The organism is Idiomarina aquatica, from assembly GCF_004362895.1.
Classification (GTDB): Bacteria; Pseudomonadota; Gammaproteobacteria; order Enterobacterales; family Alteromonadaceae; genus Idiomarina.
Genome location: NZ_SNXI01000002.1, coordinates 41,820 through 67,108 on the forward strand (window position 1 = coordinate 41,820; position 25,289 = coordinate 67,108).

General features: G+C 51.6%; 27 protein-coding genes. 23 read left to right on the plus strand and 4 right to left on the minus strand.

From position 1 onward, the window contains the following. Window positions 1-684 carry a uracil-DNA glycosylase gene (gene ung / locus DEU29_RS02235; RefSeq protein ID WP_279513214.1) on the plus strand — a complete coding sequence of 228 codons (684 nt, stop codon included), beginning with the start codon at window positions 1-3 and terminating at the stop codon, window positions 682-684. A 124-nt stretch (window positions 685-808) separates the two neighbouring features. Further along, on the plus strand, window positions 809-982 hold the full coding sequence (locus DEU29_RS02240; protein WP_133538620.1) for a DUF3545 family protein: 174 nt from the start codon (window positions 809-811) through the stop codon (window positions 980-982). 92 nt (window positions 983-1,074) lie between these two features. Here the strand turns inward: DEU29_RS02240 and suhB are convergent, their stop codons facing one another. Then, on the minus strand, window positions 1,075-1,854 hold the full coding sequence (suhB, locus tag DEU29_RS02245; protein WP_133538621.1) for an inositol-1-monophosphatase: 780 nt from the start codon (window positions 1,852-1,854) through the stop codon (window positions 1,075-1,077). A 132-nt stretch (window positions 1,855-1,986) separates the two neighbouring features. Here suhB and trmJ point away from each other — a divergent pair, with 132 nt between their 5' ends. The 3 genes from trmJ (at window position 1,987) to DEU29_RS02260 (ending at window position 4,755) form a co-directional block, all read left to right on the plus strand. Then, window positions 1,987-2,718 (plus strand): tRNA (cytosine(32)/uridine(32)-2'-O)-methyltransferase TrmJ, encoded by a 732-nt coding sequence (trmJ, locus tag DEU29_RS02250; protein ID WP_133538622.1) that lies wholly within the window; start codon window positions 1,987-1,989, stop codon window positions 2,716-2,718. Window positions 2,719-3,091: 373 nt separating this feature from the next. Further along, window positions 3,092-3,574, plus strand: a complete 483-nt coding sequence (gene iscR / locus DEU29_RS02255) for a Fe-S cluster assembly transcriptional regulator IscR (protein ID WP_133538623.1) — start codon at window positions 3,092-3,094, stop codon at window positions 3,572-3,574. 32 nt (window positions 3,575-3,606) lie between these two features. Then, window positions 3,607-4,755 (plus strand): IscS subfamily cysteine desulfurase, encoded by a 1,149-nt coding sequence (locus tag DEU29_RS02260; protein ID WP_133538624.1) that lies wholly within the window; start codon window positions 3,607-3,609, stop codon window positions 4,753-4,755. Between the two features lie 144 nt (window positions 4,756-4,899). On the opposite strand, the gene msrA is transcribed toward DEU29_RS02260, so the two are convergent. Continuing rightward, window positions 4,900-5,439 carry a peptide-methionine (S)-S-oxide reductase MsrA gene (gene msrA / locus DEU29_RS02265; protein ID WP_133538625.1) on the minus strand — a complete coding sequence of 180 codons (540 nt, stop codon included), beginning with the start codon at window positions 5,437-5,439 and terminating at the stop codon, window positions 4,900-4,902. 171 nt (window positions 5,440-5,610) lie between these two features. On the opposite strand from msrA, the gene ndk reads away from it, so the two are divergent. The 9 genes from ndk (at window position 5,611) to der (ending at window position 15,048) form a co-directional block, all read left to right on the plus strand. Then, window positions 5,611-6,042: a nucleoside-diphosphate kinase gene (gene ndk / locus DEU29_RS02270; RefSeq protein ID WP_133538626.1), complete on the plus strand. Its 432-nt coding sequence runs from the start codon at window positions 5,611-5,613 to the stop codon at window positions 6,040-6,042. Between the two features lie 173 nt (window positions 6,043-6,215). Beyond that, window positions 6,216-7,349: a bifunctional tRNA (adenosine(37)-C2)-methyltransferase TrmG/ribosomal RNA large subunit methyltransferase RlmN gene (locus DEU29_RS02275; protein WP_133538627.1), complete on the plus strand. Its 1,134-nt coding sequence runs from the start codon at window positions 6,216-6,218 to the stop codon at window positions 7,347-7,349. A gap of 167 nt (window positions 7,350-7,516) precedes the next feature. Continuing rightward, a complete protein-coding gene (locus DEU29_RS02280) occupies window positions 7,517-7,966 on the plus strand; it encodes a pilus assembly protein PilF (RefSeq protein WP_133538628.1) in 450 nt (149 codons plus the stop codon). A 28-nt stretch (window positions 7,967-7,994) separates the two neighbouring features. Continuing rightward, window positions 7,995-9,173 (plus strand): RodZ domain-containing protein, encoded by a 1,179-nt coding sequence (locus DEU29_RS02285; protein WP_133538629.1) that lies wholly within the window; start codon window positions 7,995-7,997, stop codon window positions 9,171-9,173. 63 nt (window positions 9,174-9,236) lie between these two features. Further along, window positions 9,237-10,352, plus strand: a complete 1,116-nt coding sequence (gene ispG / locus DEU29_RS02290) for a flavodoxin-dependent (E)-4-hydroxy-3-methylbut-2-enyl-diphosphate synthase (RefSeq protein ID WP_133538630.1) — start codon at window positions 9,237-9,239, stop codon at window positions 10,350-10,352. A 93-nt stretch (window positions 10,353-10,445) separates the two neighbouring features. Further along, window positions 10,446-11,723: a histidine--tRNA ligase gene (gene hisS, locus DEU29_RS02295; RefSeq protein WP_133538631.1), complete on the plus strand. Its 1,278-nt coding sequence runs from the start codon at window positions 10,446-10,448 to the stop codon at window positions 11,721-11,723. A gap of 11 nt (window positions 11,724-11,734) precedes the next feature. Then, on the plus strand, window positions 11,735-12,352 hold the full coding sequence (locus tag DEU29_RS02300) for a YfgM family protein (protein WP_133538632.1): 618 nt from the start codon (window positions 11,735-11,737) through the stop codon (window positions 12,350-12,352). After that, a complete protein-coding gene (gene bamB, locus DEU29_RS02305; protein ID WP_133538633.1) occupies window positions 12,352-13,599 on the plus strand; it encodes an outer membrane protein assembly factor BamB in 1,248 nt (415 codons plus the stop codon). Before DEU29_RS02300 ends, bamB begins: the two co-directional genes overlap by 1 nt. Before the next feature lie 6 nt (window positions 13,600-13,605). After that, the gene (der, locus tag DEU29_RS02310) at window positions 13,606-15,048 is read left to right on the plus strand and encodes a ribosome biogenesis GTPase Der (protein ID WP_133538634.1); all 1,443 of its coding nucleotides are present in this window, start codon (window positions 13,606-13,608) and stop codon (window positions 15,046-15,048) included. 79 nt (window positions 15,049-15,127) lie between these two features. On the opposite strand, the gene hslO is transcribed toward der, so the two are convergent. After that, a complete protein-coding gene (gene hslO, locus DEU29_RS02315; RefSeq protein WP_243734436.1) occupies window positions 15,128-15,967 on the minus strand; it encodes an Hsp33 family molecular chaperone HslO in 840 nt (279 codons plus the stop codon). Continuing rightward, on the minus strand, window positions 15,964-16,374 hold the full coding sequence (hslR, locus tag DEU29_RS02320) for a ribosome-associated heat shock protein Hsp15 (protein WP_133538635.1): 411 nt from the start codon (window positions 16,372-16,374) through the stop codon (window positions 15,964-15,966). Before hslR ends, hslO begins: the two co-directional genes overlap by 4 nt. 175 nt (window positions 16,375-16,549) lie before the next feature. Here hslR and gspC point away from each other — a divergent pair, with 175 nt between their 5' ends. From gspC to gspK, 9 genes are read left to right on the plus strand one after another with little or no spacing between them, the layout of a single operon-like run. Beyond that, a complete protein-coding gene (gspC, locus tag DEU29_RS02325; RefSeq protein ID WP_133538636.1) occupies window positions 16,550-17,365 on the plus strand; it encodes a type II secretion system protein GspC in 816 nt (271 codons plus the stop codon). Between the two features lie 9 nt (window positions 17,366-17,374). Further along, complete coding sequence (gene gspD, locus DEU29_RS02330; RefSeq protein ID WP_133538637.1) at window positions 17,375-19,456, plus strand: type II secretion system secretin GspD; 2,082 nt, start codon at window positions 17,375-17,377, stop codon at window positions 19,454-19,456. After that, window positions 19,449-20,939, plus strand: coding sequence for a type II secretion system ATPase GspE (gene gspE, locus DEU29_RS02335; protein ID WP_133538638.1), 1,491 nt, complete (start codon window positions 19,449-19,451; stop codon window positions 20,937-20,939). The genes gspD and gspE overlap by 8 nt, the downstream gene beginning before the upstream one ends. 6 nt (window positions 20,940-20,945) lie before the next feature. Continuing rightward, window positions 20,946-22,172, plus strand: coding sequence for a type II secretion system inner membrane protein GspF (gene gspF / locus DEU29_RS02340; protein ID WP_133538639.1), 1,227 nt, complete (start codon window positions 20,946-20,948; stop codon window positions 22,170-22,172). A gap of 5 nt (window positions 22,173-22,177) precedes the next feature. Continuing rightward, window positions 22,178-22,624 (plus strand): type II secretion system major pseudopilin GspG, encoded by a 447-nt coding sequence (gene gspG / locus DEU29_RS02345; protein WP_133538816.1) that lies wholly within the window; start codon window positions 22,178-22,180, stop codon window positions 22,622-22,624. After that, entirely contained in the window at window positions 22,599-23,225 is a 627-nt protein-coding gene (gene gspH, locus DEU29_RS02350; RefSeq protein ID WP_243734439.1) for a type II secretion system minor pseudopilin GspH, read from the plus strand. Before gspG ends, gspH begins: the two co-directional genes overlap by 26 nt. Continuing rightward, on the plus strand, window positions 23,212-23,628 hold the full coding sequence (gene gspI / locus DEU29_RS02355; protein WP_133538640.1) for a type II secretion system minor pseudopilin GspI: 417 nt from the start codon (window positions 23,212-23,214) through the stop codon (window positions 23,626-23,628). Before gspH ends, gspI begins: the two co-directional genes overlap by 14 nt. After that, window positions 23,628-24,332 carry a type II secretion system minor pseudopilin GspJ gene (gene gspJ / locus DEU29_RS02360; protein WP_133538641.1) on the plus strand — a complete coding sequence of 235 codons (705 nt, stop codon included), beginning with the start codon at window positions 23,628-23,630 and terminating at the stop codon, window positions 24,330-24,332. Before gspI ends, gspJ begins: the two co-directional genes overlap by 1 nt. After that, a complete protein-coding gene (gene gspK / locus DEU29_RS02365; RefSeq protein WP_243734441.1) occupies window positions 24,310-25,287 on the plus strand; it encodes a type II secretion system minor pseudopilin GspK in 978 nt (325 codons plus the stop codon). Before gspJ ends, gspK begins: the two co-directional genes overlap by 23 nt. Window positions 25,288-25,289: the final 2 nt, after the last annotated feature.

The window sequence follows — 25,289 nt, forward strand, 5'->3', positions numbered from 1 at the left end:
ATTCGACAGAATAATCAGCTAGCCGGAGTAACCATGAGCGACTGGAGTGCATTACTTGCAGAAGAAAAAACCAAGCCGTACTTTAACGAGCTACTGGCAAAGGTAGCAGCCGCTCGCCAGCAGACCACCGTATTTCCTAAGCAAGAGGATGTTTTTAACGCGCTAAAACTAACCGCACCTGATGAGGTAAAAGTGGTTATTCTCGGTCAAGACCCCTATCACGGGCCGGGACAGGCGCACGGGCTGAGCTTTTCGGTGCCGGATGGAATTAAACTGCCGCCGTCTTTGCGCAATATGCTTAAAGCGATTCAACTAGATTACCCGGACACACCAGCACCTGAAAATGGCGACCTAAGCCGCTGGGCAGAGCAGGGTGTACTGTTGCTGAATACGGTCTTAACCGTAGAGCAGGGTAAGGCTCATAGCCACGCCAACTGGGGTTGGGAAACCTTCACCGATACGGTGATTGCCCGCTTAGCAGACAGTTATGAGGGCATTGTATTTATGCTCTGGGGGGCTCATGCGCAGAAGAAGGCGGCATTGATTGATGGGAATAAGCATTGCGTGCTAAAAACGGTGCATCCATCACCGTTATCGGCACACCGGGGCTTTTTCGACGCGCAGCACTTTCGTACAGCCAATGACTATCTAATAAAAGGTGGTAAAAATCCCATCACTTGGTAACACGGATGTAACATTTAGCTTTTATTCTGAGGCTCTCTGTGGTATTAAAGTAATTGTGAATTAATTGTTATAAATTGATTCGCGTGCGCTAAAACCATAATTATAAAGAAACTGAGAGGCAAGTATGGATCATTCAGAAGAGCTTCAGAAAGTCAGTGAAAAATCATCTAAGGGACGCGCAGCCAAACGAAAATGGCGTGAAATAGAACAACTCAAAGAAAAGTATCGGCTGAAGGAAGAACTCGCCGAAATGGATTACTCTTACGACCTCGATCTCGAAGAGCTAGATCTAACGTAACTTGCGCCGGTAGGTCGCGCCTTTGGCGCGACTTGATCTTGCGCCGAAGGCGCAAGCTACAACCTAATGTAGGTCGCGCCTTTGGCGCGACGCTACTTGCGCATTACCGGTAGCATTTGCTTAAGTACCTTAGGTGCACCGGCAGTAATGTTGCCGCTTTGGATATAGTTGTGGCCGCCATCAAGGTCACACACAATGCCGCCTGCTTCGCGGATCATCAATTCGCCGGCCAGCATATCCCAAGGCTTCAGGCCCATCTCGAAGAAACCATCAAAACGACCCGCCGCAACATAGGCTAAGTCAAGTGCTGCCGCGCCTGCACGACGCATGTCGGCACAATGCTCAAACAAGTTATTAAACATTTGCTGATATTCAGGCATTTTGTGCTTGGCTTTAAACGGGAAACCCGTCGCCAGTAACGCACCTTTAAGCTCAACCTTAGGGTCAATACGTAAACGGCGACCATTTAATTGCGCGCCGGCACCACGCGACGCGGTGAATAGCTCTTCACGCACAGGATCGTAAACCACGCCCTGCTGAACCGAGCCTTTGTGTAATAGCGCAATAGAAATACAAAAATGAGGAATACCGCGCAGGTAATTTGTGGTGCCATCGAGCGGGTCGATAACCCATTGAAAGTCATTGTCAGTGCCTTGCTGCTGACCACTTTCTTCGGCAATAATGCCATGCTCCGGGTACGATTTACGAATCGTATCGATAATCGCTTTTTCTGCCGCTCTGTCCATCTCAGAAACCCAGTCGTTCGGGCCCTTAGACGTTGCGTCAATCGGTTGACCTTGGTCAAACTCTTTAATTAAAATCTTGCCGGCTGCACGCGCTGCGCGCACCGCAATGTTTAACATCGGATGCATAATCAAATTACCTGTGCTGTCAAAGAACGCTTTGTGTTTAACAAAAATGTGAATCACAAAAATCTGGTCGCGGATAATACCAGTATTGCGGTATCATGCACAACTTTTATTCAGGCATAGTTTTACGTCATCATGCTAGATTCTATTCGTATAGTACTTGTAAATACCTCGCACACGGGCAATATCGGTTCTGTCGCTCGTGCCATGAAAACCATGGGCTTATCGGAGCTGACGTTAGTTGATCCGGTAAACGCACCCGATAGTCATGCCTCGGCATTAGCAGCGGGGGCGACTGATATTTTAGCTAACGCCAGCACGGTTGATACCCTGCAGGAAGCCGTCGCCGACTGCGAGTTGGTGCTGGCTACCAGCGCCCGTAACCGCACCCTGGACTGGCCCTTACTTGGCCCACGCGATGCCGCAGCCAAAGTGCTGGCCGAAGCACCTAAACATAAGGTCGCCCTAGTTTTCGGGCGCGAAAACAACGGCTTAACCAACGAAGAGCTACAGTTAAGCCAGTACCACCTGCATATTCCGACCAACCCCGATTATGGCTCGTTAAACCTGGCCATGGCAGTACAAACGGTGTGCTATGAATTGCGTATGCAGTTTTTAGAAGCCGAGGAAAACGCACAGCGTTATAGCCACAGTGGCGAGGTTGCTGATTATCCGCGTGGCGAACAGTTAGAACAGTTTTATCAACATCTGGAACAAACGCTGTACGACACGGGCTTTATCGTTAAGCAGCATCCGGGCCAGGTGATGACCAAGTTACGCCGACTCTTCAACCGCGCACGGCCGGAAGAGAGCGAGATAAACATCCTCCGCGGCATACTGGCCTCAATTGGCAAAGATCGAGGGTGAATTCGAGTGCTAGGCGCGCCCTGCGGGCGCTTGCTGGGCGGCACGCGCTTCGCCGTGCCTTGCTTGGCGGTGGCCGCTGCGCGACCACCTTGCCAGGCGCGCTACGCGCTTGTCGTTAACACCGTTACTTGCGCCGTAGGCGCAAGGCGGTTCGCCGCGCCAAAGGCGCGTGCTCAGTCTTTAACAAGCGCGCAGCGCCGCCAAGCAAGTGGGCGAAGCCCACGCCTGGCAAGACGCCGCGTAGCAGGCGTCGCCGAGCAAGCCGCCGAAGGTGGCGCCTAGCGCAACGCACAACGAGCGTTGTGCTAATACTTGACTATTTTAGTCGGGTAAGTAAACTTGTCGCTTAAGCAAAGCGAAGAGGAATACCATCATGCGCCTGACATCCAAAGGCCGTTACGCCGTTACCGCGATGCTCGACGTCGCCATGTTCGCCAAACAATCCCCGGTTCCGCTGGCGGATATTTCTGAGCGACAGGGGATTTCGTTATCCTATCTGGAGCAATTATTTGCCCGCCTGCGCAAACGCGGCCTGGTGCACAGCGTTCGCGGTCCCGGTGGTGGTTATCAGCTGGGCAAAACAGCAGATGACATCTCTGTTGGTGCTGTTATCGATGCGGTTGACGAATCCATCGATGCAACCCGCTGTCACGGCAAAGGCAATTGTCAGGGTGGCGAGCGTTGCCTTACACATTCATTGTGGGAAGGCCTGAGTGATCGCATAGCGGACTTTTTAGATGGTATTACCCTGGCTGAACTGATGGCATCACGCGATGTTGCCGAGGTTGGTCAACGCCAGAATTACGACAAAAGTTCAGATAAAAGTTCTGACAAAATCGAGCTTAACGTCATTTAGTAGATGTCGCACCAGAAAGGAGCTGTGAGCTAGTGAAGTTGCCCATCTATATGGATTATGCGGCCACCACGCCTGTGGATAAGCAGGTCGCTGAAAAAATGATGCAATTTCTGACCGTCGACGGCATATACGCAAACCCGGCGTCGCGTTCGCATCGGTATGGCTGGCAGGCAGAAGAGGCTGTAGATATTGCGCGCCACCAGGTTGCTGACCTAATCAATGCCGACGCCCGCGAAATCGTGTTTACTTCCGGAGCTACCGAATCCGATAACCTCGCCCTGAAAGGCGTCGCACATTTTTTACAGGACAAGGGTAAACACCTGATTACCGTGCGAACCGAGCACAAAGCGGTGCTTGATCCGGCAGAGCAGTTACAAAAAGACGGTTTCGAAGTGACCTATCTGGATGTGCAGGCGGATGGCCGCGTTGATCTTGACGAGCTACGCTCGGCGTTGCGTGAAGATACGGTGCTGGTCAGTGTGATGCATGTAAACAACGAAATTGGCGTGATTCAGGATATCAACGCCATTGGCGAACTTTGTCGTGATAATGGCACCTTGTTGCATGTCGACGCCGCCCAGAGCACCGGCAAACTGCCGCTGGATATGGCAGTACTACCGGTAGACCTATTATCAATTTCTGCTCACAAAATGTATGGCCCCAAAGGCATTGGCGCACTCTATGTGCGGCGCCAACCGCGGGTACGCTTACTGGCACAAATGCATGGCGGTGGGCATGAACGAGGTATGCGTTCTGGTACGCTGGCAACCCATCAAATTGTTGGCTTGGGTGAAGCAGCAGAGGTTGCAGCAGGCCGTTTGCAAGCAGATGCCGAGCGCTTTGAAAACCTACGCACAAAGTTCCTGCAACCGCTGTTAGCGCAAGATGGCATTGCGCTAAACGGTAGCGACCAATTCCGCGTACCGCATATTATCAATCTGAGTTTTGCTGGTGTCGAAGGTGAAATCTTACTGATGTCGCTGAAAGATTTGGCGATTTCTTCAGGTTCTGCCTGTACCTCAGCAAGTGTCGAACCATCCTATGTACTGCGCGCACTGGGTTTACCGGATGAGCTAGCCCACGCATCTCTGCGCTTCAGCTTCGGCCGCGAGACGACGGAAGCAGAAGTCGAGCACGCGGCGCAGCATATTCTGGATGTTTACAGCGCTCTGCGGACATAACGCTAGGCGCACTTATTTCACGGCTTGGGCGCTTCGCGCGGTTTAGGCTCGCTGCGCTCGCGGGGTAGGTGCTTTGCCCGTTAAACCGCGAGCGTAGCGAGGCCAAATCAGCGCAGCTCTATACCGCGAGCGCGCAGCGCGAGCCTATTTAAGCAGTCCCGAAAACGTCTTGCGGAACTTAGCCAGTTTCGGCGAAATCACCGCCTGGCAATACGGATTCTCCGGGTTGCGGGCGAAGTAATTCTCGTGGTAATCCTCAGCCCGATAAAATTTACCCAGTGGCGATACTTCCGTCACAATAGGCGCCGCAAACGCATCTTCCGCTTCCAGCTCAGCGATGATTTGCTCCGCCTGCTGCTTTTGTTCGTCACTATGATAGAAAATCGAGGTACGATATTGTGTACCGACATCGTTGCCCTGACGATTGACCTGGGTTGGGTCATGCAGGGTAAAGAAGATTTCTAAAATTTGACGGTAAGAAATTATCTCAGGGTTGTACGTCAACTGTGCCACTTCTGCATGTCCGGTATCGCCACGGCAAACCTGTTCGTAAGTCGGATTTTCGGTGTGTCCGCCGGTATAGCCGGACTGAACTTTTTCAACGCCTTTGACTTGTAAAAAAGCCGACTCCACGCACCAAAAACAGCCACCACCTATAGTTGCCTGTGCCAGATTGTTTGACATTAAAGATACTCCTTTCGTCTTTTAGACGTCTAAATGGCTATATGTTTTTGCATCCTAACGTAGAATTTCTACAAAAACAATTAAAGGTTATTCGATTTTTTAGCGAATCTCCCGTATAATTCGCGCGGAAATTTTAATCACTTAGTTAATACCCTTTTTGGAGTAAAATAGATGGCTTTAGAGCGCACTTTATCAATCATCAAGCCCGACGCAGTTGCTAAAAACTTAGTTGGTGCTATTTACAATCGTTTCGAAACCTCAGGTCTGCGCATTGTTGCAGCAAAAATGATGCACTTGAGCAAAGAACAGGCAGAAGGCTTTTACGCTGAGCACAAAGAACGTCCTTTCTTTGGTGCATTGGTTGAATTCATGACTTCTGGTCCAATCGTTGTACAAGTTCTGGAAGGCGAAAACGCAGTATTGAAGAACCGCGAAATCATGGGTGCAACTAACCCAGCTGAAGCACTGGCGGGAACTCTGCGTGCCGACTATGCTGAAACTATCGACGAAAATGCGGTACACGGTTCAGATGCAGTAGAATCTGCAGCGCGCGAAATCGCATACTTCTTCAGCGATGAAGAAATCTGCCCACGTACACGCTAATTTAGGCTTCGCGGGATAGGCGCTGCGCGCGGTGTAGGCTCGTGCTTCGCACTCGCGGTTTAGGCCCTTCGGGCGCAATACCACCCCGCGAGCGCAGCGAGCCTAAACAGGCGAAGCCCTAAACCGCGCGCAGCGCCAAAAACGCGAGCGTAGCGAGCCAAAACAGGAGTTTTATGACCAACGCCATCGACAAAAAAGTGAACTTGCTTAACCTCAATCGCGAAGGCCTTCGAGAGTTCTTCAGCGAGCTGGGGGAAAAACCATTTCGTGCCGACCAGGTGATGAAGTGGCTTTATCATTTTTGTGTTGATGACTTTGATGAGATGACCAATCTCAACAAAAAGTTGCGCGAAAAACTCAAGCAGGTAGCTGAAATCCGCGCGCCGGAAGTGCGTACCCAGCAACAATCTTCGGATGGCACCATCAAATTCGCGATGACCTTATTCGATGGTCAGGACGTAGAAACGGTGTGGATCCCGGAGCGCGACCGAGCCACTTTATGCGTGTCTTCGCAGGTTGGCTGCGCGTTAGAATGTACCTTCTGTTCAACCGGAGCGCAGGGCTTTAACCGCAATCTGAACGTTGCTGAAATAATCGGTCAGGTTTGGCGGGTTAACCAATTACTCGGCGCCTACGGTAAAACCGGTATTAAACCGGTCACTAACGTGGTCATGATGGGCATGGGTGAACCCCTGCTTAACATGAATAACGTAGTACCGGCCATGGAATTAATGCTGGATGACTATGGCTTCGGCCTGTCGAAGCGTCGGGTTACTCTCAGTACCTCAGGCGTTGTCCCGGCATTAGACAAGCTCGCTGAACAAATCGACGTAATGCTGGCGATTTCACTGCATGCGCCAGACGATGAATTGCGCAACGAAATTGTACCCATTAATAAAAAGTACAATATCGAGCAGTTCCTGGCCTCAAGTCGCCGCTATGTCGAGCAGTCAAAAGCTCAACACAAAGTGACCGTTGAGTACGTGATGCTGGATCATGTTAATGATTCTACGGATCAAGCACACGCTTTGGCAAAAACGCTAAAAGACACGCCAAGTAAAATTAACTTAATTCCGTTTAACCCATTTCCGGGTTCCGATTACGGGCGCTCCAGTAACTCGCGCATCGACCGCTTTGCAAAAGTGTTAATGGAATATGGCTTCGTCGTTATGGTCAGGAAGACCCGCGGCGATGATATTGATGCAGCCTGCGGTCAGCTAGTCGGTGACGTAATCGACCGCACCAAACGCATCTTAAAAAGACAACAAGCCGCCCGCGGCGACGAAATCGGCGTAAAAACCGCCTAATCAGCAATACACGCAGTAAAGTTTTTACTGCAAGCCCCGCAAGGGGCGCCAGGCAAGTTCGCGGAGCGAACGCCAAGCAAGACGCAGCGAAGTCTGCGTCGCCAAGCAAGCAGCCTTCGGCTGCGCCGTGCACAGCCGAAGGCTGTTTAGTGCAAAGGAATGCATCTATGAAATTAGCTATAACGCTGAGCCTGGCTTTTATCGCAGGCTGCAGCCTAACCCCAAACGCAGAGCTTAGCGACGCCGGCAAGACCCGCTTACAACTGGGGCTGGAATACATGCAGCGCGATCAATTAGAGCGCGCGCGGCCGCATCTGGACAAAGCCTATAACGATGCGCCACGCTCAGAAGCGGTGATCATTGCGCTGGGACAGTGGTATTTGCGCAAAGAAAAGGTCAATTCAGCGTTGCTACTTTACCAGCAAGCGTTATCATGGCAACCTAAGAGCGGCGCAATGTATAACAACTACGCTATTGCACTGTGTGTCGCTGGCTACCGGCAGCAAGCCATGTTGATGTTTGATCAGGCAGAGAGCCTGCAGCAACAGGTGGCAGCAAACCGCAAACAGTGTTCCTTGCTTAAGACAAGGCATCGCTATGCCGAGGCGAGCCAATAGCGTACTAATAGGGATCATCCAGAACACCATGACTGCTGATAATCAATCGAATGATACTGAGAAAAACGCGGTAAATAACAACGACGTAGAACATACCGCTGAGCAGCAGAAGGAACCTGTAAAAGGGCCCGGGCAGTTACTTAAAGAGGCCAGAGAAGCTAAAAACTTGACGCCGCGCGACGTTGCCGATCGGTTACGGTTGCGTTTACAAATTATCGAGCTGCTCGAGGCTGACGACTACGAGTCGTTTTCTACCCCGACCTTTATCAAAGGCTATCTGCGTTCGTACGCTAAATTATTAGATGCGAACGAAGATGAAGTTTTCGCGGCCTACAAAAAACTCGGTATTAAAGAGCCGGACACGACGGCCATGCAAAGCTTTTCTCGTCGGGTAAAACACCAGGAAAACGATAACCGACTAATGCTCATCACCTACGCGGTCATTATTGTGGTGATTGGTCTGGTTATTTGGTGGTGGCAGGATAGCGACATTAGCTTTAACGATATTAGCAGTGACGTGCAGCAGGCGGTGCAAGAAGAGTCTATGCAACCGACAGCTTCGCCAGAACAAAATGAGCCAGACCAGGTATTGGAGTCTGAGGTGAGTGCCGAGGATACCAGTACCTCATTAACGGCGAGTGACCCGAGTGCACCTGTTGACGAACAAGAACCACCACAGACGGTGACCGATACTGAATCTGCTGATACTGTTTTGGCGGAGGTTAATAGCTCGTCGCCAGACCAATCAGAAGCAGAGCCCGAGAGCACAGCCGATGCGGCGGAGCAGCCGCAAACAGTCACTAATGACGCTGACAATGATAGTGAGTTAAGCGACGTAAATTCTGACGCTAATAACGACACCAGTGCGGAATCAGCCACAGAACCGGTCGCTGATAACGATACGCAAGCGGCTACTGGTGATACTGAAACAACTGCACAGTCAGAGCAAACCGAGCAGCTGCAGGCCAGTTTAGTGTTTGAGTTTAGCGAAGAGTGTTGGGTCAAAGTCGATGATGCAACGGGTGAAACGCAGGCCGTCGGTATAAAAGCGGCCGGTTACACCATGCCGGTTCCGGGTGAAGCGCCGTTTTCTGTTACCATTTGCAAACCCGAAGCGGTTACCATTAGCTATCAGGGGCAAACGCTGGATCTGAGTAACTTCCGTCAAGCGCGGGTGGCTCGTTTCGACGTTCCTTTAGATAACTAAGCTCCGTCAGATAATTAATCTTCAGTTTATTGATTGCGTTAATAGGTAGTAGGAAGTCTCATTATGATGCATGAAAGTCCCATTAAGCGCAGGCCATCACGTCGCATCTATGTTGGCGATGTGCCTATTGGCGATGGTGCGCCGATTGCAGTGCAATCAATGACCAACACCGAGACAACCGATGTGGCAGCGACCGTTGCACAGATTAATGCGTTGGCAGCTGCCGGTGCTGATATTGTGCGGGTTTCGGTGCCGACTATGGATGCCGCCGAATCCTTTAAAGCGATTAAAGCACAGAGTCCGGTACCACTGGTAACCGACATTCACTTTGACTACCGTATCGCGTTAAAAGTGGCTGAATACGGTGCCGACTGCTTGCGTATCAACCCAGGTAATATCGGCCGTGAAGATCGTATTCGTGCAGTTGTAGATGCAGCGCGAGATAAAAATATCCCGATCCGCATCGGTGTTAATGGTGGCTCGCTGGAAAAAGACCTGCAGGAAAAATACGGCGAACCAACGCCGGAGGCGTTGGTGGAGTCCGCCATGCGTCACGTCGATATCCTTGATCGGTTAGATTTTCAAGACTTTAAAGTCAGTGTAAAAGCATCAGACGTATTCCTTGCGGTAGATTCGTACCGGTTACTAGCTAAACAGATTGACCAGCCGTTGCACCTGGGGATTACCGAAGCCGGTGGTAAGCGCAGTGGTGCAGTAAAATCCTCCGTTGGTTTGGGCATGCTGTTGGCTGAAGGCATCGGTGATACGCTACGGGTATCGTTAGCCGCGGACCCGGTGGAAGAAATTAAAGTCGGTTTTGATATTTTAAAATCGCTGCGAATTCGCTCGCGTGGTATTAACTTTATCGCTTGTCCGAGCTGTTCGCGCCAGGAATTTGATGTCATTGCTACTGTTAATGAGTTAGAACAACGCTTAGAAGACATTACGGTGCCGATGGACGTTTCAGTTATTGGCTGCGTGGTGAACGGTCCCGGCGAGGCACTGGTTGCTGAAGTAGGGCTGGCAGGAGCTAAAAACAAAAGCGGCTTGTATATTGGCGGCGAGCGTCAAAAACTGCGTTTAGATAACAACGATTTGATTGACCAGTTAGAGCGTCAAATCCGTGACCGCGTTGATTACGTGCAAAAGCACAAAATTGACGTAAAAGAAATCGGCTAAGCTATTTTACCCGCCGCATTAAAGTCCTTATAATACGCGCTTGATTTTTAGGCTATCGAGTTTTAACCACTGATTTAAAGGGAAGCATTACCTGTGGCGAAATCCATTCAGGCAATCCGCGGTATGAATGACTTGCTGCCAGACCAGAGTCCGGCCTGGCAACAAGTTGAGTCCACGATTCGACGAGTCGCCGCCAGCTATGGCTATAGCGAAATCCGCATGCCGGTGTTAGAAAACACCGCCTTGTTCAAGCGTTCGATTGGCGAAGTAACGGATATCGTCGAAAAAGAAATGTATACCTTTGATGACCGCAATGGCGAAAGTCTGACCTTGCGCCCTGAAGGTACTGCAAGCTGCGTACGCGCCGGCAACCAGCATGGCCTGCTGTATAACCAAATCCAGCGGCTATGGTACATTGGGCCGATGTTCCGCTACGAGCGCCCGCAAAAAGGACGCTACCGTCAGTTTCATCAATTTGGTATCGAAACCTTTGGTTTATCGGGAGCCGATGCCGATGCCGAAGTCATTCTGTTGTCAGCACGGCTATGGAAAGCGTTCGGGATAGCTGATCAGGTCGAATTGCAATTAAACTCACTGGGTTCTAACGAAGCCAGAGCACGCTACCGCGACGCGTTGCGCGACTATTTGGCGCAGTATCAGGAGCAGCTCGACGAGGACAGTAAACGGCGGCTGGATTCAAACCCGCTGCGGATCCTTGACAGCAAAGACGAAACCACTCAATCGTTATTGGCAGACGCACCGCGTCTATCGGATTATTGGGACGACGAATCGCGGGAGCATTTTGCACAGTTACGCGCGCGGCTGGACGAAGCAGGTATCAACTATACGTTGAACGAAAGGCTGGTACGCGGTTTAGATTATTACAATCGCACCGTGTTTGAGTGGGTAACTACCGCGCTGGGTGCACAGGGCACGGTCTGTGCAGGTGGTCGTTACGATGGCTTAGTTGAACAACTGGGCGGTAAAGCAACGCCGGCCGTTGGCTTTGCCATGGGCATGGAACGTTTGGTGCTATTGCTGCAAGAACAGGACAAATTAAACCCGCGCCGCGCGGTTGATGCCTACCTGATGCCATTAGGCGAACAAGCGGAACTAAAAGCGCCGGCGATTGCCGAACAGCTGAGAGATGCGCTACCCGAATTGCGGTTAGTCACTCACTGCGGTGGCGGTGCAATGAAAAAACAAATTAAAAAGGCCGATAAGTCAGGCGCCGAAGTGGCTCTGATTGTTGGTGAAAACGAGCTGGCAGAGCAACAAGTAACGGTAAAACCGCTGCGCAGCGATGCTGAACAAACGACCTTAAGTCACGCAGAGCTGGTGGAGTTTCTGCGGCCATTGACGCAAGCATAAGAGGTGATCCTGTGGATCAGAACGAAGAACAACAAGTTGAACGAATTAAGGAATTTTGGGCTGAACACGGCAAAGGGATTATCGCCGGTGCGGTTATCGGTTTTGGCCTGTTTTTTGGCTGGCGCTATTACGACAAGGCACAAATTGATGCGGCTAACGCAGCGTCCGCTGGTTATCAGCAGGTAGCTAACCAACTGCAACAGGACGCCGACAATGCAGTTGCTAATGCACAGCAGTTTATTAATGACAACGCCGGTTCTCAATATGCCCATTTAGCGTCGCTGCAGCTTGCCCAACATGCTGCCACAAATGGCGATTTAGCTACTGCGGTTACTGCATTGCAGACAGTTGCAACTGACGCCGACGACAGCAATCTACAGGCATTGGCGAATATTCGCCTGGCGCGTGTGTTACTGGCGCAACAACAATATGATGCTGCGTTAGCCGCAGTGCAGGCACAAATGCCATCGGCTTATCAGGCCGCGGCGGCGGAACTGGAAGGTGATATTTATGCCGACCAGGGTCAAAACGAGCAGGCGCGCGAAGCGTATCAACGCGCACTGGCATCAGAGGGTGAATCGTTAACTCCCGCGCTGGAACTTAAACTCAACAGTTTGGCTGCTTCATAATGCAATTGTTACAAACGTTTAAAAAATCACGCACACTACTCAGTGTTGTCGCTTTTGCAACGCTGCTTAGTGGTTGCTCGTTATTTGGTGATGATGACGAAGAAATAAAAGTTGCGCCGTTACAGCCGATCAACAGCACGTTAACCGCTAAGGTAAAATGGGATCGTAGCGTTGGCGATGGCGTTGATGAGTTTTTCTCGCGTCTTAATCCGGTTGTCGATTATGGCAATGTTTATGCCGCCGATCGCCAGGGCGCCGTTATGGCATTTAACAAAGAATCGGGCGAGAAAGTTTGGTCGGTAGAATTGCACGACCTTATCGACATCAACGAAGCGGACGACGAAGGCTGGTTTAGCGGAATATTTTCTTCACCGTTTCCGGCTCGTATTTCCGGTGGTTTGGTAGCTGCCTACGACAAAATATTTTTGGGCACTGAGAACGGCGATTTAGTTGCCCTTGACGCCCACACCGGCGAGCTAGTCTGGCACGTTGAAGTGGGTAATGAAGTTAATGCCGATCCGGCCGTAGGTGAAGGACGAGTCGTCGTCCACACAGGCGGCGGTCAGGTGATTAGCTATGATGCCGAAAATGGCGAACAGCAATGGCAGTATGAGTACCAAACACCAACATTAACGTTGCGAGGCTCGTCAGCACCGACTATAGCGAGTGGTGGTGTAATACTGGGTGACGGCAACGGCACAGCATCTATCTTAATCGCAAATAATGGCCAGCAGGCCTGGACCCAAAACGTGGGTACGCCAAGTGGTGCGACTGAGCTTGAAGCGCTGGCTGATATCGATGCCAACCCCGTTGTTGTTGGTGGTGTGATTTACATGATCGCATACAATGGCGAGCTGGTCGCACTGGAATTGCGTAGTGGCGAAGTTCGCTGGAAGCGTGATTACAGCGCGTTCGAGAATCTGTTAGTGCGCGGTGGGCGCATTTACCTTACCGATCATCAAAGCCACGTTTATGGCCTGAACCAGGACGGCGGCATCGAGTTGTGGAGCAACAACGCTATGTTTGGCCGCAAACTTACCGGTGCTGCATGGCATGACGGCTTTATCGTGGTTGGCGATTTTGAAGGCTACCTGCACTGGTTAAACCCGACTAATGGCCAAATCGAAGGCCGTTACGAAGTGGGTGGTGACGGTATTTATGCACAACCTGTCGTTGACGGTACCACCTTATACACCCAAACTCGCGATGGCGAGCTTGTGGCGATTGAAATTAATTCAGGAAGTTAATATTACATGTTACCTGTTGTCGCCCTGGTAGGGCGCCCGAATGTGGGCAAATCCACATTATTTAATCGATTAACCCGCAGCCGGGATGCACTGGTAGCAGACTTTCCGGGCCTGACCCGTGACCGTAAATACGGCCAGGCCAATTACGACGGTTATCAATTTATTGTGGTGGATACCGGTGGTATCCATGGCGATGAAGAAGGCATTGACGAAGTCATGGCGAAGCAATCGCTGCAGGCTATTGAAGAAGCCGATGTCGTTTTATTTTTGGTCGATGCGCGCGACGGCGTTACCGTCGGTGATCAGGCGATTGCTGAGCACTTGCGCAAAAAGCAGCAGCAAAAGAAAGTCTACATGGTCTGTAATAAGATCGACGGTATTGACGCGCAGGCCGCGATGGCAGATTTTTACTCGCTGGCATTGGGTGAGTTATATGGTATCGCTGCGGCCCATGGACGCGGCGTAGAAAATCTGTTGGATAGCTGTTTCAGGCCGCTGGCCGATGACTACCCTGACGTGCTAATTCGCGACCAGGAAGCGCCGGAAGATCTGGACCACGACGAAATTGACTACGATGCGCTGCCACTTAAACTGGCTATTGTTGGCCGACCCAATGTGGGTAAGTCAACACTGACTAACCGCATACTCGGCGAAGAGCGCGTGGTGGTTTACGATATGCCGGGCACCACTCGCGATTCTGTTTATATACCAATGCAGCGCGACGATCGCGAATATATTTTAATCGATACCGCAGGGGTTCGCCGCCGCGGTCGTATTGACGAAGCTATCGAGAAGTTTTCGGTGGTAAAAACACTGCAGGCCATTGAAGAGGCTAACGTGGTGTTGGTGGTTATCGACGCGCGCGAAACCATTTCTGATCAGGACTTAAACCTGATTGGCTTTGCCTTAAATGCCGGTCGCTCTATTGTTATTGCGGTGAATAAGTGGGATGGCCTGGAAAGCGACCACAAAGAAGAAATTAAGCGCGAGCTTGACCGGCGTTTAGGCTTTGTCGACTTTGCCCGCCTGCACTTTATTTCTGCGCTGCATGGCACCGGCGTCGGGCATTTGTTCGAAAGCGTGGAAGAAGCTTACAAGAGTGCGACACGTCGGGTAAGTACGTCTAAGTTGACCAAGATTATGGGGATGGCGCAGGACGAACATCAACCTCCGTTGGTCAGCGGTCGGCGGGTCAAACTCAAGTACGCGCATGCAGGCGGTTATAACCCGCCACGTATTGTGATTCACGGTAACCAGGTGACCAGACTACCGGGCTCATATCAGCGGTACCTTACTAACTACTTCCGCAAGGCTCTGGGCGTAATGGGTACACCGATAAAAATGGAATTCCGCGAACCGCTGAACCCGTACGAAGGCAAAAAGAACCAACTGACCCTGTCGCAGCAGCGTAAACGCCGCCGCCTGATGAAGTTCATCAAGAAAAAGTAGGTCGCGCCTTTGGCGCGACACGAACCCGTTTAGCGTAGGTCGCGTCCTGACGCGACGCGAACTTGCGCCAGGGCGCAAGCTACGAAAAATCCTCTTCCGCGAAGCGGTATTCGGTCAGGCAGTAGTCGCAGGTCATGACGATTTCACCGTCGGCGTGCAGAATCTCGCGTAACTCTTCCACTGGCACACTGGCTAAGGCTTCCAACGTGCGTTCGCGCGAACAGCCGCAGACGAAGCTGACGGGTTGCGGAGGATATAGATGCACCGTTTCCTCATGATACAACCGATGCAGTAACTGCTCTGCCGGCAGCGTATAAAGTTCTTGCTCGGTGATGGTCTCGGTCAATGTGGTTAAGTGGTCAAATCCGGTCATATCCTGACCTGAGGCTGGCATACGTTGCAAAAACATCCCTGCCGCGTGCTCTCCATCAGCGTGTAGCCACAGTTTGGTCGCCAACTGCTCCGATTGCATAAAGTAATTTTCCAGCATCTGTGCAATGGAGTCGGCATCGGCGCTGGTCACACCCTGATAGCGCTCGCCCTGCTCCGGATCCAGGGTTATCACTAATTCACCCTTACCAATCATACTGCGGATGTCGGTAGCCGTGATCTCACCCCGGACACGGGCGATACCGCGCAATTGCTGATGATGATTACCATTAACCGCGATAAAGTTAAGCGGACCGTTGCCCTGCAGCTGCACCGCAATGTGTCCCTCAAATTTCAGCGTGGCTGTTAGTAACGACACCGCTGCCATCATTTCGCCCAAGGCTTGCTGCACGGCAGGTGGGTACTGGTGTCCGCGGATCAGGCTTTGATAACTGCTGGTCAGTTGCACCAGCTCGCCACGCACATCGTGTCCGGCAAAGGTATAGCGAATCAGTTGGTCAGTCGGGTAATCAATCGCGTGTTCGGTCATTGCGCACCATCATCTTTTCGTTGGCTGTCTTTCATCTGGATCAGTTGTCGGCGCTGTTTTTTATCCGGCCGACCCTGCGGGTGAGGATTATACATGGCATTAAGCTTACGCGCTTGCGCATTTTCCTCGCGTTTAGTAATACTGGCCTCGGTTTCGCGGTACATCAGCTGCGCTTCGGGCGCCCCGCGGCGCTGGTCATTCAGCTGCAACACCTCGACTTCTTTGCTGTCAAACCCCTGGCGCAGTCTCAGCATGGCGCCCAGCTCGACTAACTTCGAGGGTTTGGTGCGTTGGCCATTATAGTGAACTTTACCCGACTGTATCATTTGCCGGGCAATAGCACGGGTTTTGTAAAAGCGTGCCGCCCATAGCCATTTATCTAAACGTACGGTGTTTGCTGTTGTCATAAGATTGCAATCAAATTACCATAAACTGTGTTAATCGATTGTTGGTTAAAAGTAAGTAAGCTAAACTATTGCTCGTTATAGTAGTCTATCAAATAATAAAAATAGAAGTGACGCTCTCTTGTCTTCAAATTTTTCGAAATTAATTACATCATTGAATGGCTCCTTTGTAGTCAAAGTGGCGACTTACCTATTATGGGCTTTAGTTGCTGTAATTGTTGCGAGGCTAACCTGGTGGTCAATTGAACCAACGCAAGGAGAAGTCCAAAAGATTACCTCAGTTGATAATGTCTCCGTATCAACCACGACAAGCAAAGTTTTGGATTTGGACGGAATAGAGCGGCTGAATCTATTTGGCGAACCTGAGAAATCTTCTAGCAGCAACCGCCGTGAGGCGCCGAAAACGTCACTTAATATTCGCCTGGTCGGTGTGTCCGCCAGTTCTAATCCGCTACGTTCCGCGGCGATTATCGAGCAATCGGGTCAGCAGCAAACCTATATCGTGGGCGATGAATTAGGCCGTAGTGGTGTTGTGGTCGAAGAAATTTACGCGGACCGTGTACTGTTAGACAACAACGGCCGTATAGAAACCCTGCAGCTGGAAGATATTGGCGAGGATCGGCCGGCTTTATCGCTTATCGTTGATGAGCCTGACCTTGCATTGACAGAGTCACAAGCGAGGCAAGTGGGGGACGCGTTAGAGCAAGTCAGTGCTGACCCTCTGTCAATTACTGACTTTGTCAGTATCAGTCCGGCTATGGAAAACGGGGAGCTGATCGGTTACCGCTTACAAGCAGGCCAGAACCCCGAGTTATTTCGCCAAACCGGCTTTCAAAATGGCGATCTTGCCGTTGCCATCAACGGTTATGATTTAACCGACATGCAGCAGGCAATGGAATTGAGCAACGAGTTAACCACGCTGACCCGCGCGGATATTTCAATTTTGCGCGATGGTCAACCGATGCAGCTAAGCATCGAGCTGACGAACGAATAGGACACGAATATGGCAGTTCATACCCACGGCCCCAAAGTTTGGTTAAGCGCACTGGCGTTGGGCATTGCATCGGCACTGGTGATCCCGGCTACCACGGTTAAGGCCGATGAGTACGCGGCCAGCTTTAAAAACACCGATATCAACGAATTTATACAAGTAGTGGGTCGTAACCTGGGCAAGACCATCATTATTGACCCTAACGTGCGCGGAAAAATTGACGTGCGCAGTTACGATGTCATGAACGAAAAGCAGTATTACCAGTTTTTCCTCAACGTGCTCGAGGTGTATGGCTTCGCCGTAGTGGAAATGGACTCCGGCGTACTTAAAGTTATTCGTGATAAAGATGCCCAGCACGCGCCGCTGCCGGTCGTTTCCGGCGAGCAGAGCCAGCAAGGCGATATGATGATTACCCGCGTGGTGGCGGTAGAAAATGTGTCGGTTCGCGAGTTGGCGCCTCTTCTGCGTCAATTAAACGACCAGACCGGTGGCGGTATGGTGGTCAGTTATGACCCGTCGAATGTGATCATGATGACCGGCCGCGCAGAAACCATTGGTCGTTTAGTTGATATTATCGAACGCGTTGACCAGGCCGGTGACCAGGATGTTGATATTATCGACCTGGAGTATGCTTCGGCCAACGAATTAGTTCGTATTGCGCAAAATTTGTTTGAGAAAACGGCGCAGGATGGAACGCCTTCATTACTTATCCCCAAGATCGTCGCGGACGAGCGCAGTAATAGCGTGATTGTTAGCGGTGAGCCGCGAGCGCGTTCACGCGTGGTCAAATTGATTCGCCAGCTTGATCAAGATTTAAAAACCGAGGGTAACACCCGGGTTTATTACCTCAAGTATGCCCGCGCCGAAGAAATGGTCGAAGTGCTGGATAATGTCAGCCGTTCCATTCAGGCAGAGGTGGAACAGCAGCAGGGCGGCGGCACCAACAGCGGCGTGCGCCGTATGCGCAGTGACAACAATACCGTCAGTATTAGCCCACATGCGCCCACCAACGCGGTCGTTATTACCGCGGAGCCGGATATGCTGGCGTCACTGGAAAACGTGATCCGGGATTTGGACATTCGCCGCGCGCAGGTGCAGGTGGAAGCGATTATCGTCGAGATTCTGGAAGGCGATAATGTTGACTTCGGTATTCAGTGGATCAGCGAAGACGGTGGACTGGTGCAATATAATACCGGTAACCAGGTGCCTATTGGCGCCATCGCAGCCGGTGCCTATCAGGCGCAGGGGCAGGAAGGTACCACGGTCATTTCTGAAGGTGGCGCGGTAACCCAAAACCCGGACCAACGGGGCGATATTAGTTTGTTAGCCGAGCTGCTTGGCAGCGTTAATGGCATGATGATCGGCACGGTTAAAAATGACTGGGCGGCCGTTGTGCAGGCGGTGTCGCAGGACACCAATTCAAATATCCTGGCAACGCCCAGTATTGTGACGGTGGATAACGAAGAAGCCAGCTTCCTGGTGGGTCAGGAAGTGCCGACCATTACCGGTTCAACGCTGGGTGGCGACAACGAAAACCCATTCCAGACAGTCGATCGCAAAGAAGTCGGTATCAAGTTAAAAGTTACCCCGCAAATTAACGAAGGTGACGCGGTACAAATGCTTATCGAGCAGGAAGTATCGAGTTTAAGTGGCGCAACCTCAGTGGACGTTATCGTCAACAAGCGCGAACTAAAAACCACGGTGATGGCGAACGACGGCGAAACTATCGTACTGGGCGGTCTTATCGACGAAGACGTACAGGAGTCGGTGTCTAAAATTCCTCTGCTGGGCGATATCCCGTTCCTTGGAAAACTATTCAGTTCAACCTCGACGTCGACGCAAAAGCGCAATCTGATGGTATTTATACGGCCTACCATTGTGCGTGATGGCAGTAAGCTGGCGGAAATTAGCCGCGAAAAATATAACTTCATGCGTGCCGAGCAGTTAAAACGTCGTGCCGAGGGTGTGGACTTAATGCCGACTAAAGACACCCCGGTGATGCCGGAGTGGGATGGTGAGTTGACCTTACCGCCAAGTTTTGATGACTACATGGACAAAAAATCGCAGGAAGCGAAGGGTAACAACAATGACTGATGCCAGTGCTATTGCCACTAAGCGTCTGCCATTTAGCTTTGCTAAACGGTTTGGCGTGGTGGTCGAGCAGGGTGAACATCCGACCGTACATTGCCGCGCCGGGATTTCGGCACAGGCACTTTTGGAAGTCAGGCGCGCGCTGCAACAATCGTTTAGCGTTAAAGAACACCCGGCGTCAGACTTCGAGACATTGCTAACCAAAGCCTATCAGCGTGATTCATCCGAAGCCAAACAGCTCATGGAAGACATTGGCAACGAGTCGGATTTATTTTCGTTGGCCGATGAGCTGCCGCAAACCGAAGATCTGCTGGAAAGCGAAGACGACGCGCCCATTATCAAATTGATTAACGCTATGCTTAGCGAGGCGATCAAAGAAGGCGCTTCAGATATTCATATCGAAACCTTCGAAAAGCAGCTGACCATTCGTTTTCGCATTGACGGCGTGTTGCGCGAGGTGCTTAAGCCCAACCGTAAACTGTCGTCGTTACTGATTTCGCGCATAAAAGTTATGGCGCAGTTGGATATCGCCGAAAAACGAGTGCCGCAGGATGGCCGAATTTCGCTGCTGATTGCCGGACGGGCAGTGGATGTGCGGGTATCGACTATGCCGTCTAACCACGGCGAGCGCGTGGTATTGCGATTACTGGATAAAAACAATGCCCGGCTAAACTTAAAGCAGCTCGGCATGACCGATAAAAATCGGCAAATTTTTGCTGAGCTGATTCATAAACCGCATGGCATTATTCTGGTGACCGGGCCGACCGGTTCCGGTAAGTCCACCACGCTGTATGCCGGCATTACCGAGATTAACTCTAAAGATCGCAACATTCTGACGGTCGAAGATCCGATTGAATATGCCATTGAAGGCATTGGCCAAACGCAGGTCAACCCGAAAGTCGATATGACCTTTGCGCGCGGCTTGCGGGCGATTTTGCGGCAGGACCCGGACGTGGTCATGGTCGGTGAGATCCGTGACGTCGAAACTGCACAAATTGCCGTGCAGGCGTCGTTGACCGGGCACTTAGTGATGTCGACTCTGCACACCAATACCGCCGCGGGCGCGATAACGCGGTTAGAGGACATGGGTGTCGAGCCGTTTTTATTATCGTCGAGTTTACTGGGGGTGTTATCGCAGCGATTGGTGCGCACACTGTGCTCACAATGCAAGCAGCCGCATAAGCCCGATGCCGAGGAATTCAGAATGTTAGCGGCAGAGAACAGAACCGCTGAAGAGGTCACTATTTATCGAGCGCAGGGCTGTGAACACTGTAACCAGACAGGCTATCGCGGTCGTACCGGCATTCATGAATTAATCGTTATTGATGACCACATTCGTGAATTGATTCACAACGGTCACGGCGAGCAGGCGATTGAAAAGTACGTGCGTCAATCAACGCCGGGGATTCGTCGCGACGGCATTGATAAGGTGCTGGAAGGCCAGACCACGTTAGAAGAAGTGCTGCGCGTAACGCGCGAGGAGTAAGCTAGCGTGGCAGCATTTTCATATCAGGCACTGGACGCCAACGGCCGTAAAAAGCGCGGGGTACTCGAAGCTGACACCATGCGCCAGGTACGCCAGCAGCTGCGTGAAATGGGTCTGATGCCGGTTGAGGTAGAGCCGGCGGCCGATAATGAACAAAAAGCCGGTCAGCAGGTATCACGCTGGCGCCCGGTTAAGCGCGTCAAAGCGCAGGATCTGGCGTTAATCACCCGCCAATTATCAACCCTGGTCAGCTCAGCGTTGCCGATTGAGCAGTGCCTGCTGGCGGTCGCTGACCAAACCGAAAAGCCACGCCTGAAAAAATTGCTGATGTCGGTGCGCAGCAAAGTGGTCGAGGGCTATTCGCTGGCTGAGGCCATGGCCGACTTTCCCGGCGTATTCGATTCGTTGTATACCGCGATGGTGGCAGCCGGTGAAAAGTCCGGTCATCTCGACCAGGTACTTAACGAGCTGGCTGATTACACCGAGCAACGTCAGCACATGAAGAGTCAGCTGACACAGGCGCTGATTTACCCGCTGATGTTAACCCTGGTGGCTATCGGTATCGTGGTGTTTTTGCTGGTGTCGATTGTACCGCAGATTGTCGAAAACTTTGCCGACATGGGTCAGACCCTGCCCGGCACGACGCTATTTATGATCACAATTTCTGAGTTTTTGCAGAACTGGGGACTGTGGTTACTGGTCTTAGTTATTGGCGCTGTGGTGGCGTTTAAGCAATGGCTGCGAAATGACAACAACAAGCGACGTTATCATCGCCAGCTGTTAAAACTACCGATGATCGGTAAGGTTATTCGTGGCGTCAGCACCGCCCGCTTTGCACGTACGTTAAGTATTCTTACCTCGTCCGCAGTGCCATTACTCGACGGCTTGCGCATCACCTCAACGGTGATCGGTAACCTGGCTATTCGTGACGCCATTGACGAGGCAGCGACGCGGGTACGTGAAGGCTCGTCATTGCGTGCCGCACTACAGGAAACCAAACTATTTCCGCCGATGATGTTGCATATGATTGCTGCCGGCGAAAAATCCGGTGAACTCGAGCAAATGCTGCGGCGCACGGCTGACAACCAGGACCGCGAATTTGAATCACTGGTGCAGGTGAGCTTAAAAGTGTTTGAGCCGGTATTGATTGTCACCATGGCCGGCATTGTATTCTTTATTGTACTGGCAATTATTCAGCCAATATTGCAATTAAACCAGAGTGTAGGACTGTAACTATGATGTATAAAGCAAAAGCCCAGCGTGGTTTTTCATTGGTCGAAGTAATGGTAGTTATTGCCATTATCGGTATTTTAGCCACTATGATCCTGCCTAACGTGTTGGGCTCGCAGGAACAGGCAAACCAACAAAAAGTCACTGCTGATATTGTAGCGTTGGAAAACGCATTGGCACAATATCATCTGGATAACGGTATGTTCCCAACCACCGAGCAGGGCCTGCAAGCCCTGGTTAATCGTCCGAATAGCGACCCACAACCACGTAATTACCGTAACGGCGGTTACATCAAACGATTGCCGCAAGACCCGTACGGTAACGACTATCTATTGCTTAATCCGGGCGAATATGACGATGTTGATATCTTTTCGGCCGGACCGGACGGTCAACCAGGTACTGATGACGATTTTGGTAGCTGGATGATTGGTGCCGAACAAGAAGCTCAGTACTAACGTCGTGATAAGGGGCAGCATCGCCCGCAGGAGCCGCGGCTTTACGTTAGTAGAAGTGCTGTTGGTGATGGCGATTATCGGCATGATCGCAGGTGCGGTTGCGCTAACGTTGCCATCTTCTTCGCCCTCTGAGCGCTCGCCTCAGGATCTCGCTATTACCTTAAAGGAACAACTGCAATATGCCCGTGAGCATGCCATGGTCAGGCAACAGCCGTTGGGTTTGCATGTAGACAACCAAGGTTATCGATTTTTACGCTGGTACGATGGCCAATGGCAGACGCTCGATGCCAGGGGGCTAAAAGAAGTTCGCTGGAGCGACACGCTGCGCTGGGAACTGGAGCTGACAGAAGGTAATTTAATGGCACAGGACGAATCTGCCCGGCAATTGTTATTTCAGCCTGATGAGGACCAGGAGGCTGCTGCAGAAGAAGAGCAAGAGCAACCACCACAACCGCAGATTTTAATTTTGCCCAGCGGCGAAATGACCGGTTTTAGTCTGGCACTCGATAACCGTAACCTGGCACGCCAACAGCAGCGCTGGTTAATTGCCCAAAACGCCTGGCAGATACTGGTGCAGGAGCAGCCTTATGAACGTTATTAAGGGCTCTGCGCGTGGTTTTACCCTAATCGAAGTGATGGTTGCCATGGCGATTTTTGGCACCGCGGCATTAGCGGCGGTCAATGCAGCCAGCAGTCACCTAACCAGTATTAGTCAGATACAACAAAAGACCTTTGCTCAATATGTCGCTTCCAATCGCCTGGTCGAACTAACCCTGGCATCGCAATGGCCTATCGAAGATAACGCCAGTGGCCGAATGCAAATGGCTGAGCAGGATTGGCAGTGGCAACAACAAGTGGTAGGAACGGTAACGCCCGATGTAGTGGCGGTTACAGTGTCAGTCAGCAAACCCAACCAGGACGGAGAGATTATCGCATTAACGCGCTACGTGCGGCGACCAGATAGCGGCGCGGCGGGCAGAGATAATAATGGGGTAAGTTTGTGATGGCAGGCAGTAGAGACGCCCGCGGCTTTACCCTGGTAGAAGTGCTGGTCACTATGGCGATCTTCGCGTTAATCGGCATTGTCAGTTTTACCGTGCTGGACCAGATGAGCAAGACTAAAACGCAGTCAGAGGATGCGCGCGAACAGCTGCAGTCGATGCAGTTTAGCTGGTTGATGATTGAACAGGACTTGCGCCAGGCAGTTGGCAAACCGACCCGCCCCAACGGCACTGACGTGGTGCGCCGTTATGTCTCCAGTGACGAGCGTCTGGCCGAGTCGGATAGTGGCTTGCTGGCGCTGGTCAAAAGTGGTTACGACAACCCGGGTTTATTGCTGCCCAGAGCTGAATTACAGCCGGTAATTTACCGTGTACGTGAAGGCGTGCTGGAGCGTATTAGTTATGCCTATGTCAATGACCGCTCAGACGAACCGGCAGCGCAGCCGCTAATGACCGGTGTAGAAGAATTTAATGTGCGTTTTTTTCGCGCTCAGCAATCCGCCGGCGACAGCCTGCAAAATCAGGGTATTAATAGTGGCTGGCAGGGCAGCTGGGATACCGAGGGAGATATGCCGCTGGCCATCGAAATAACCGTGGTTAGCAAAGCCTATGGCGAGATTAGACGGCAGTTCTTAACCGGTACGCCGTCTGCTGTAAGTAGCAACGACAGAGAGGGTGGCGAGAATGCCAACCAGAATGAGGACTAATCGCGGCGCCGCTCTTATAACGGTCATGTTGGTTATTGCGATAGTGTCCGTTATCGCGGTTAACCTCGGCAGCAGTTTGCAGCGCCAGGTCAGCCGCAGTGCAAATTTATATCAAGCGGAACAAAGCTACTGGATGTGGTTAAGTGCCGAGGCGGTGCTGGCAGAAGTATTGCAACTGGAGCTGGAACAAAGTGACGGCATCGTGCATGCTGAACAGAATTGGGCAACCCGACAGGGGCCGTTTCCCGTGGCCGGCGGACAAATTGCTGCACGGGTGCGGGATTTGCGCAGCTGCTTTAACCTTAATAGTTTGGTGCCTGGTGGCGAACAAGAGCTTCAGGGTGAGCGTCGCCGGCAACAATTCCGGCAGCTGTTAATGGCTAATGAGCTGGATAGTTACCAGGCACAGCAGTTAACTGATGCTTTAATTGACTGGCTTGACGAAGATACCCGGTTAAGCGAAAACGGCGCAGAAGACCCGGATTACGAATCGTTGTCGCATCCCTACCAGGCCGCTAACAGTGCGATGCTGGATATCAGCGAATTACGCCAGGTGCGAGGCTACAGCGCGGCGATTATTGCGCAAATTAAACCGCAGGTATGCGTTATACCCGGTAACAACGAGCTTAAGCTCAATATCAATACCATTGACCCGGAGCATGCCGCGTTGTTGGTTGCTCTTAGTAACGGTGCGATTGATGTCAGTACCGCGCAGCAGGTGTTAGCGGGGCGACCACAGGATGGTTATGATGATCGCGAGCAGGCACTGAACGAAGGGCCGCTGGCGGGTATTAAAGATCAAGAAGGCAACTCGCTGGATGAGCTGGTTGTTAGTAGTGAATATTTTCAATTACTTGCCTTTATTCAATGGGGCGAGGTCGAGACACGAGCGCGCTCGGTAATTAACGTAACCCCGGAACGGGCAAACGTGATTTATCGGGCGATGGGAGAATAGCA

What these genes read in the sequence shown, in the direction of transcription:
- DEU29_RS02240 (WP_133538620.1), top strand. Translation starts at nt 809, where the DNA reads ATGGATCATTCAGAAGAGCTTCAGAAAGTCAGTGAAAAATCATCTAAG.
- suhB (WP_133538621.1), bottom strand. Translation starts at nt 1,854, where the DNA reads ATGCATCCGATGTTAAACATTGCGGTGCGCGCAGCGCGTGCAGCCGGC.
- trmJ (WP_133538622.1), top strand. Translation starts at nt 1,987, where the DNA reads ATGCTAGATTCTATTCGTATAGTACTTGTAAATACCTCGCACACGGGC.
- iscR (WP_133538623.1), top strand. Translation starts at nt 3,092, where the DNA reads ATGCGCCTGACATCCAAAGGCCGTTACGCCGTTACCGCGATGCTCGAC.
- msrA (WP_133538625.1), bottom strand. Translation starts at nt 5,439, where the DNA reads ATGTCAAACAATCTGGCACAGGCAACTATAGGTGGTGGCTGTTTTTGG.
- ndk (WP_133538626.1), top strand. Translation starts at nt 5,611, where the DNA reads ATGGCTTTAGAGCGCACTTTATCAATCATCAAGCCCGACGCAGTTGCT.
- DEU29_RS02275 (WP_133538627.1), top strand. Translation starts at nt 6,216, where the DNA reads ATGACCAACGCCATCGACAAAAAAGTGAACTTGCTTAACCTCAATCGC.
- DEU29_RS02280 (WP_133538628.1), top strand. Translation starts at nt 7,517, where the DNA reads ATGAAATTAGCTATAACGCTGAGCCTGGCTTTTATCGCAGGCTGCAGC.
- DEU29_RS02285 (WP_133538629.1), top strand. Translation starts at nt 7,995, where the DNA reads ATGACTGCTGATAATCAATCGAATGATACTGAGAAAAACGCGGTAAAT.
- ispG (WP_133538630.1), top strand. Translation starts at nt 9,237, where the DNA reads ATGATGCATGAAAGTCCCATTAAGCGCAGGCCATCACGTCGCATCTAT.
- bamB (WP_133538633.1), top strand. Translation starts at nt 12,352, where the DNA reads ATGCAATTGTTACAAACGTTTAAAAAATCACGCACACTACTCAGTGTT.
- der (WP_133538634.1), top strand. Translation starts at nt 13,606, where the DNA reads ATGTTACCTGTTGTCGCCCTGGTAGGGCGCCCGAATGTGGGCAAATCC.
- hslO (WP_243734436.1), bottom strand. Translation starts at nt 15,967, where the DNA reads ATGACCGAACACGCGATTGATTACCCGACTGACCAACTGATTCGCTAT.
- hslR (WP_133538635.1), bottom strand. Translation starts at nt 16,374, where the DNA reads ATGACAACAGCAAACACCGTACGTTTAGATAAATGGCTATGGGCGGCA.
- gspD (WP_133538637.1), top strand. Translation starts at nt 17,375, where the DNA reads ATGGCAGTTCATACCCACGGCCCCAAAGTTTGGTTAAGCGCACTGGCG.
- gspE (WP_133538638.1), top strand. Translation starts at nt 19,449, where the DNA reads ATGACTGATGCCAGTGCTATTGCCACTAAGCGTCTGCCATTTAGCTTT.
- gspG (WP_133538816.1), top strand. Translation starts at nt 22,178, where the DNA reads ATGTATAAAGCAAAAGCCCAGCGTGGTTTTTCATTGGTCGAAGTAATG.
- gspI (WP_133538640.1), top strand. Translation starts at nt 23,212, where the DNA reads ATGAACGTTATTAAGGGCTCTGCGCGTGGTTTTACCCTAATCGAAGTG.
- gspJ (WP_133538641.1), top strand. Translation starts at nt 23,628, where the DNA reads ATGGCAGGCAGTAGAGACGCCCGCGGCTTTACCCTGGTAGAAGTGCTG.
- gspK (WP_243734441.1), top strand. Translation starts at nt 24,310, where the DNA reads ATGCCAACCAGAATGAGGACTAATCGCGGCGCCGCTCTTATAACGGTC.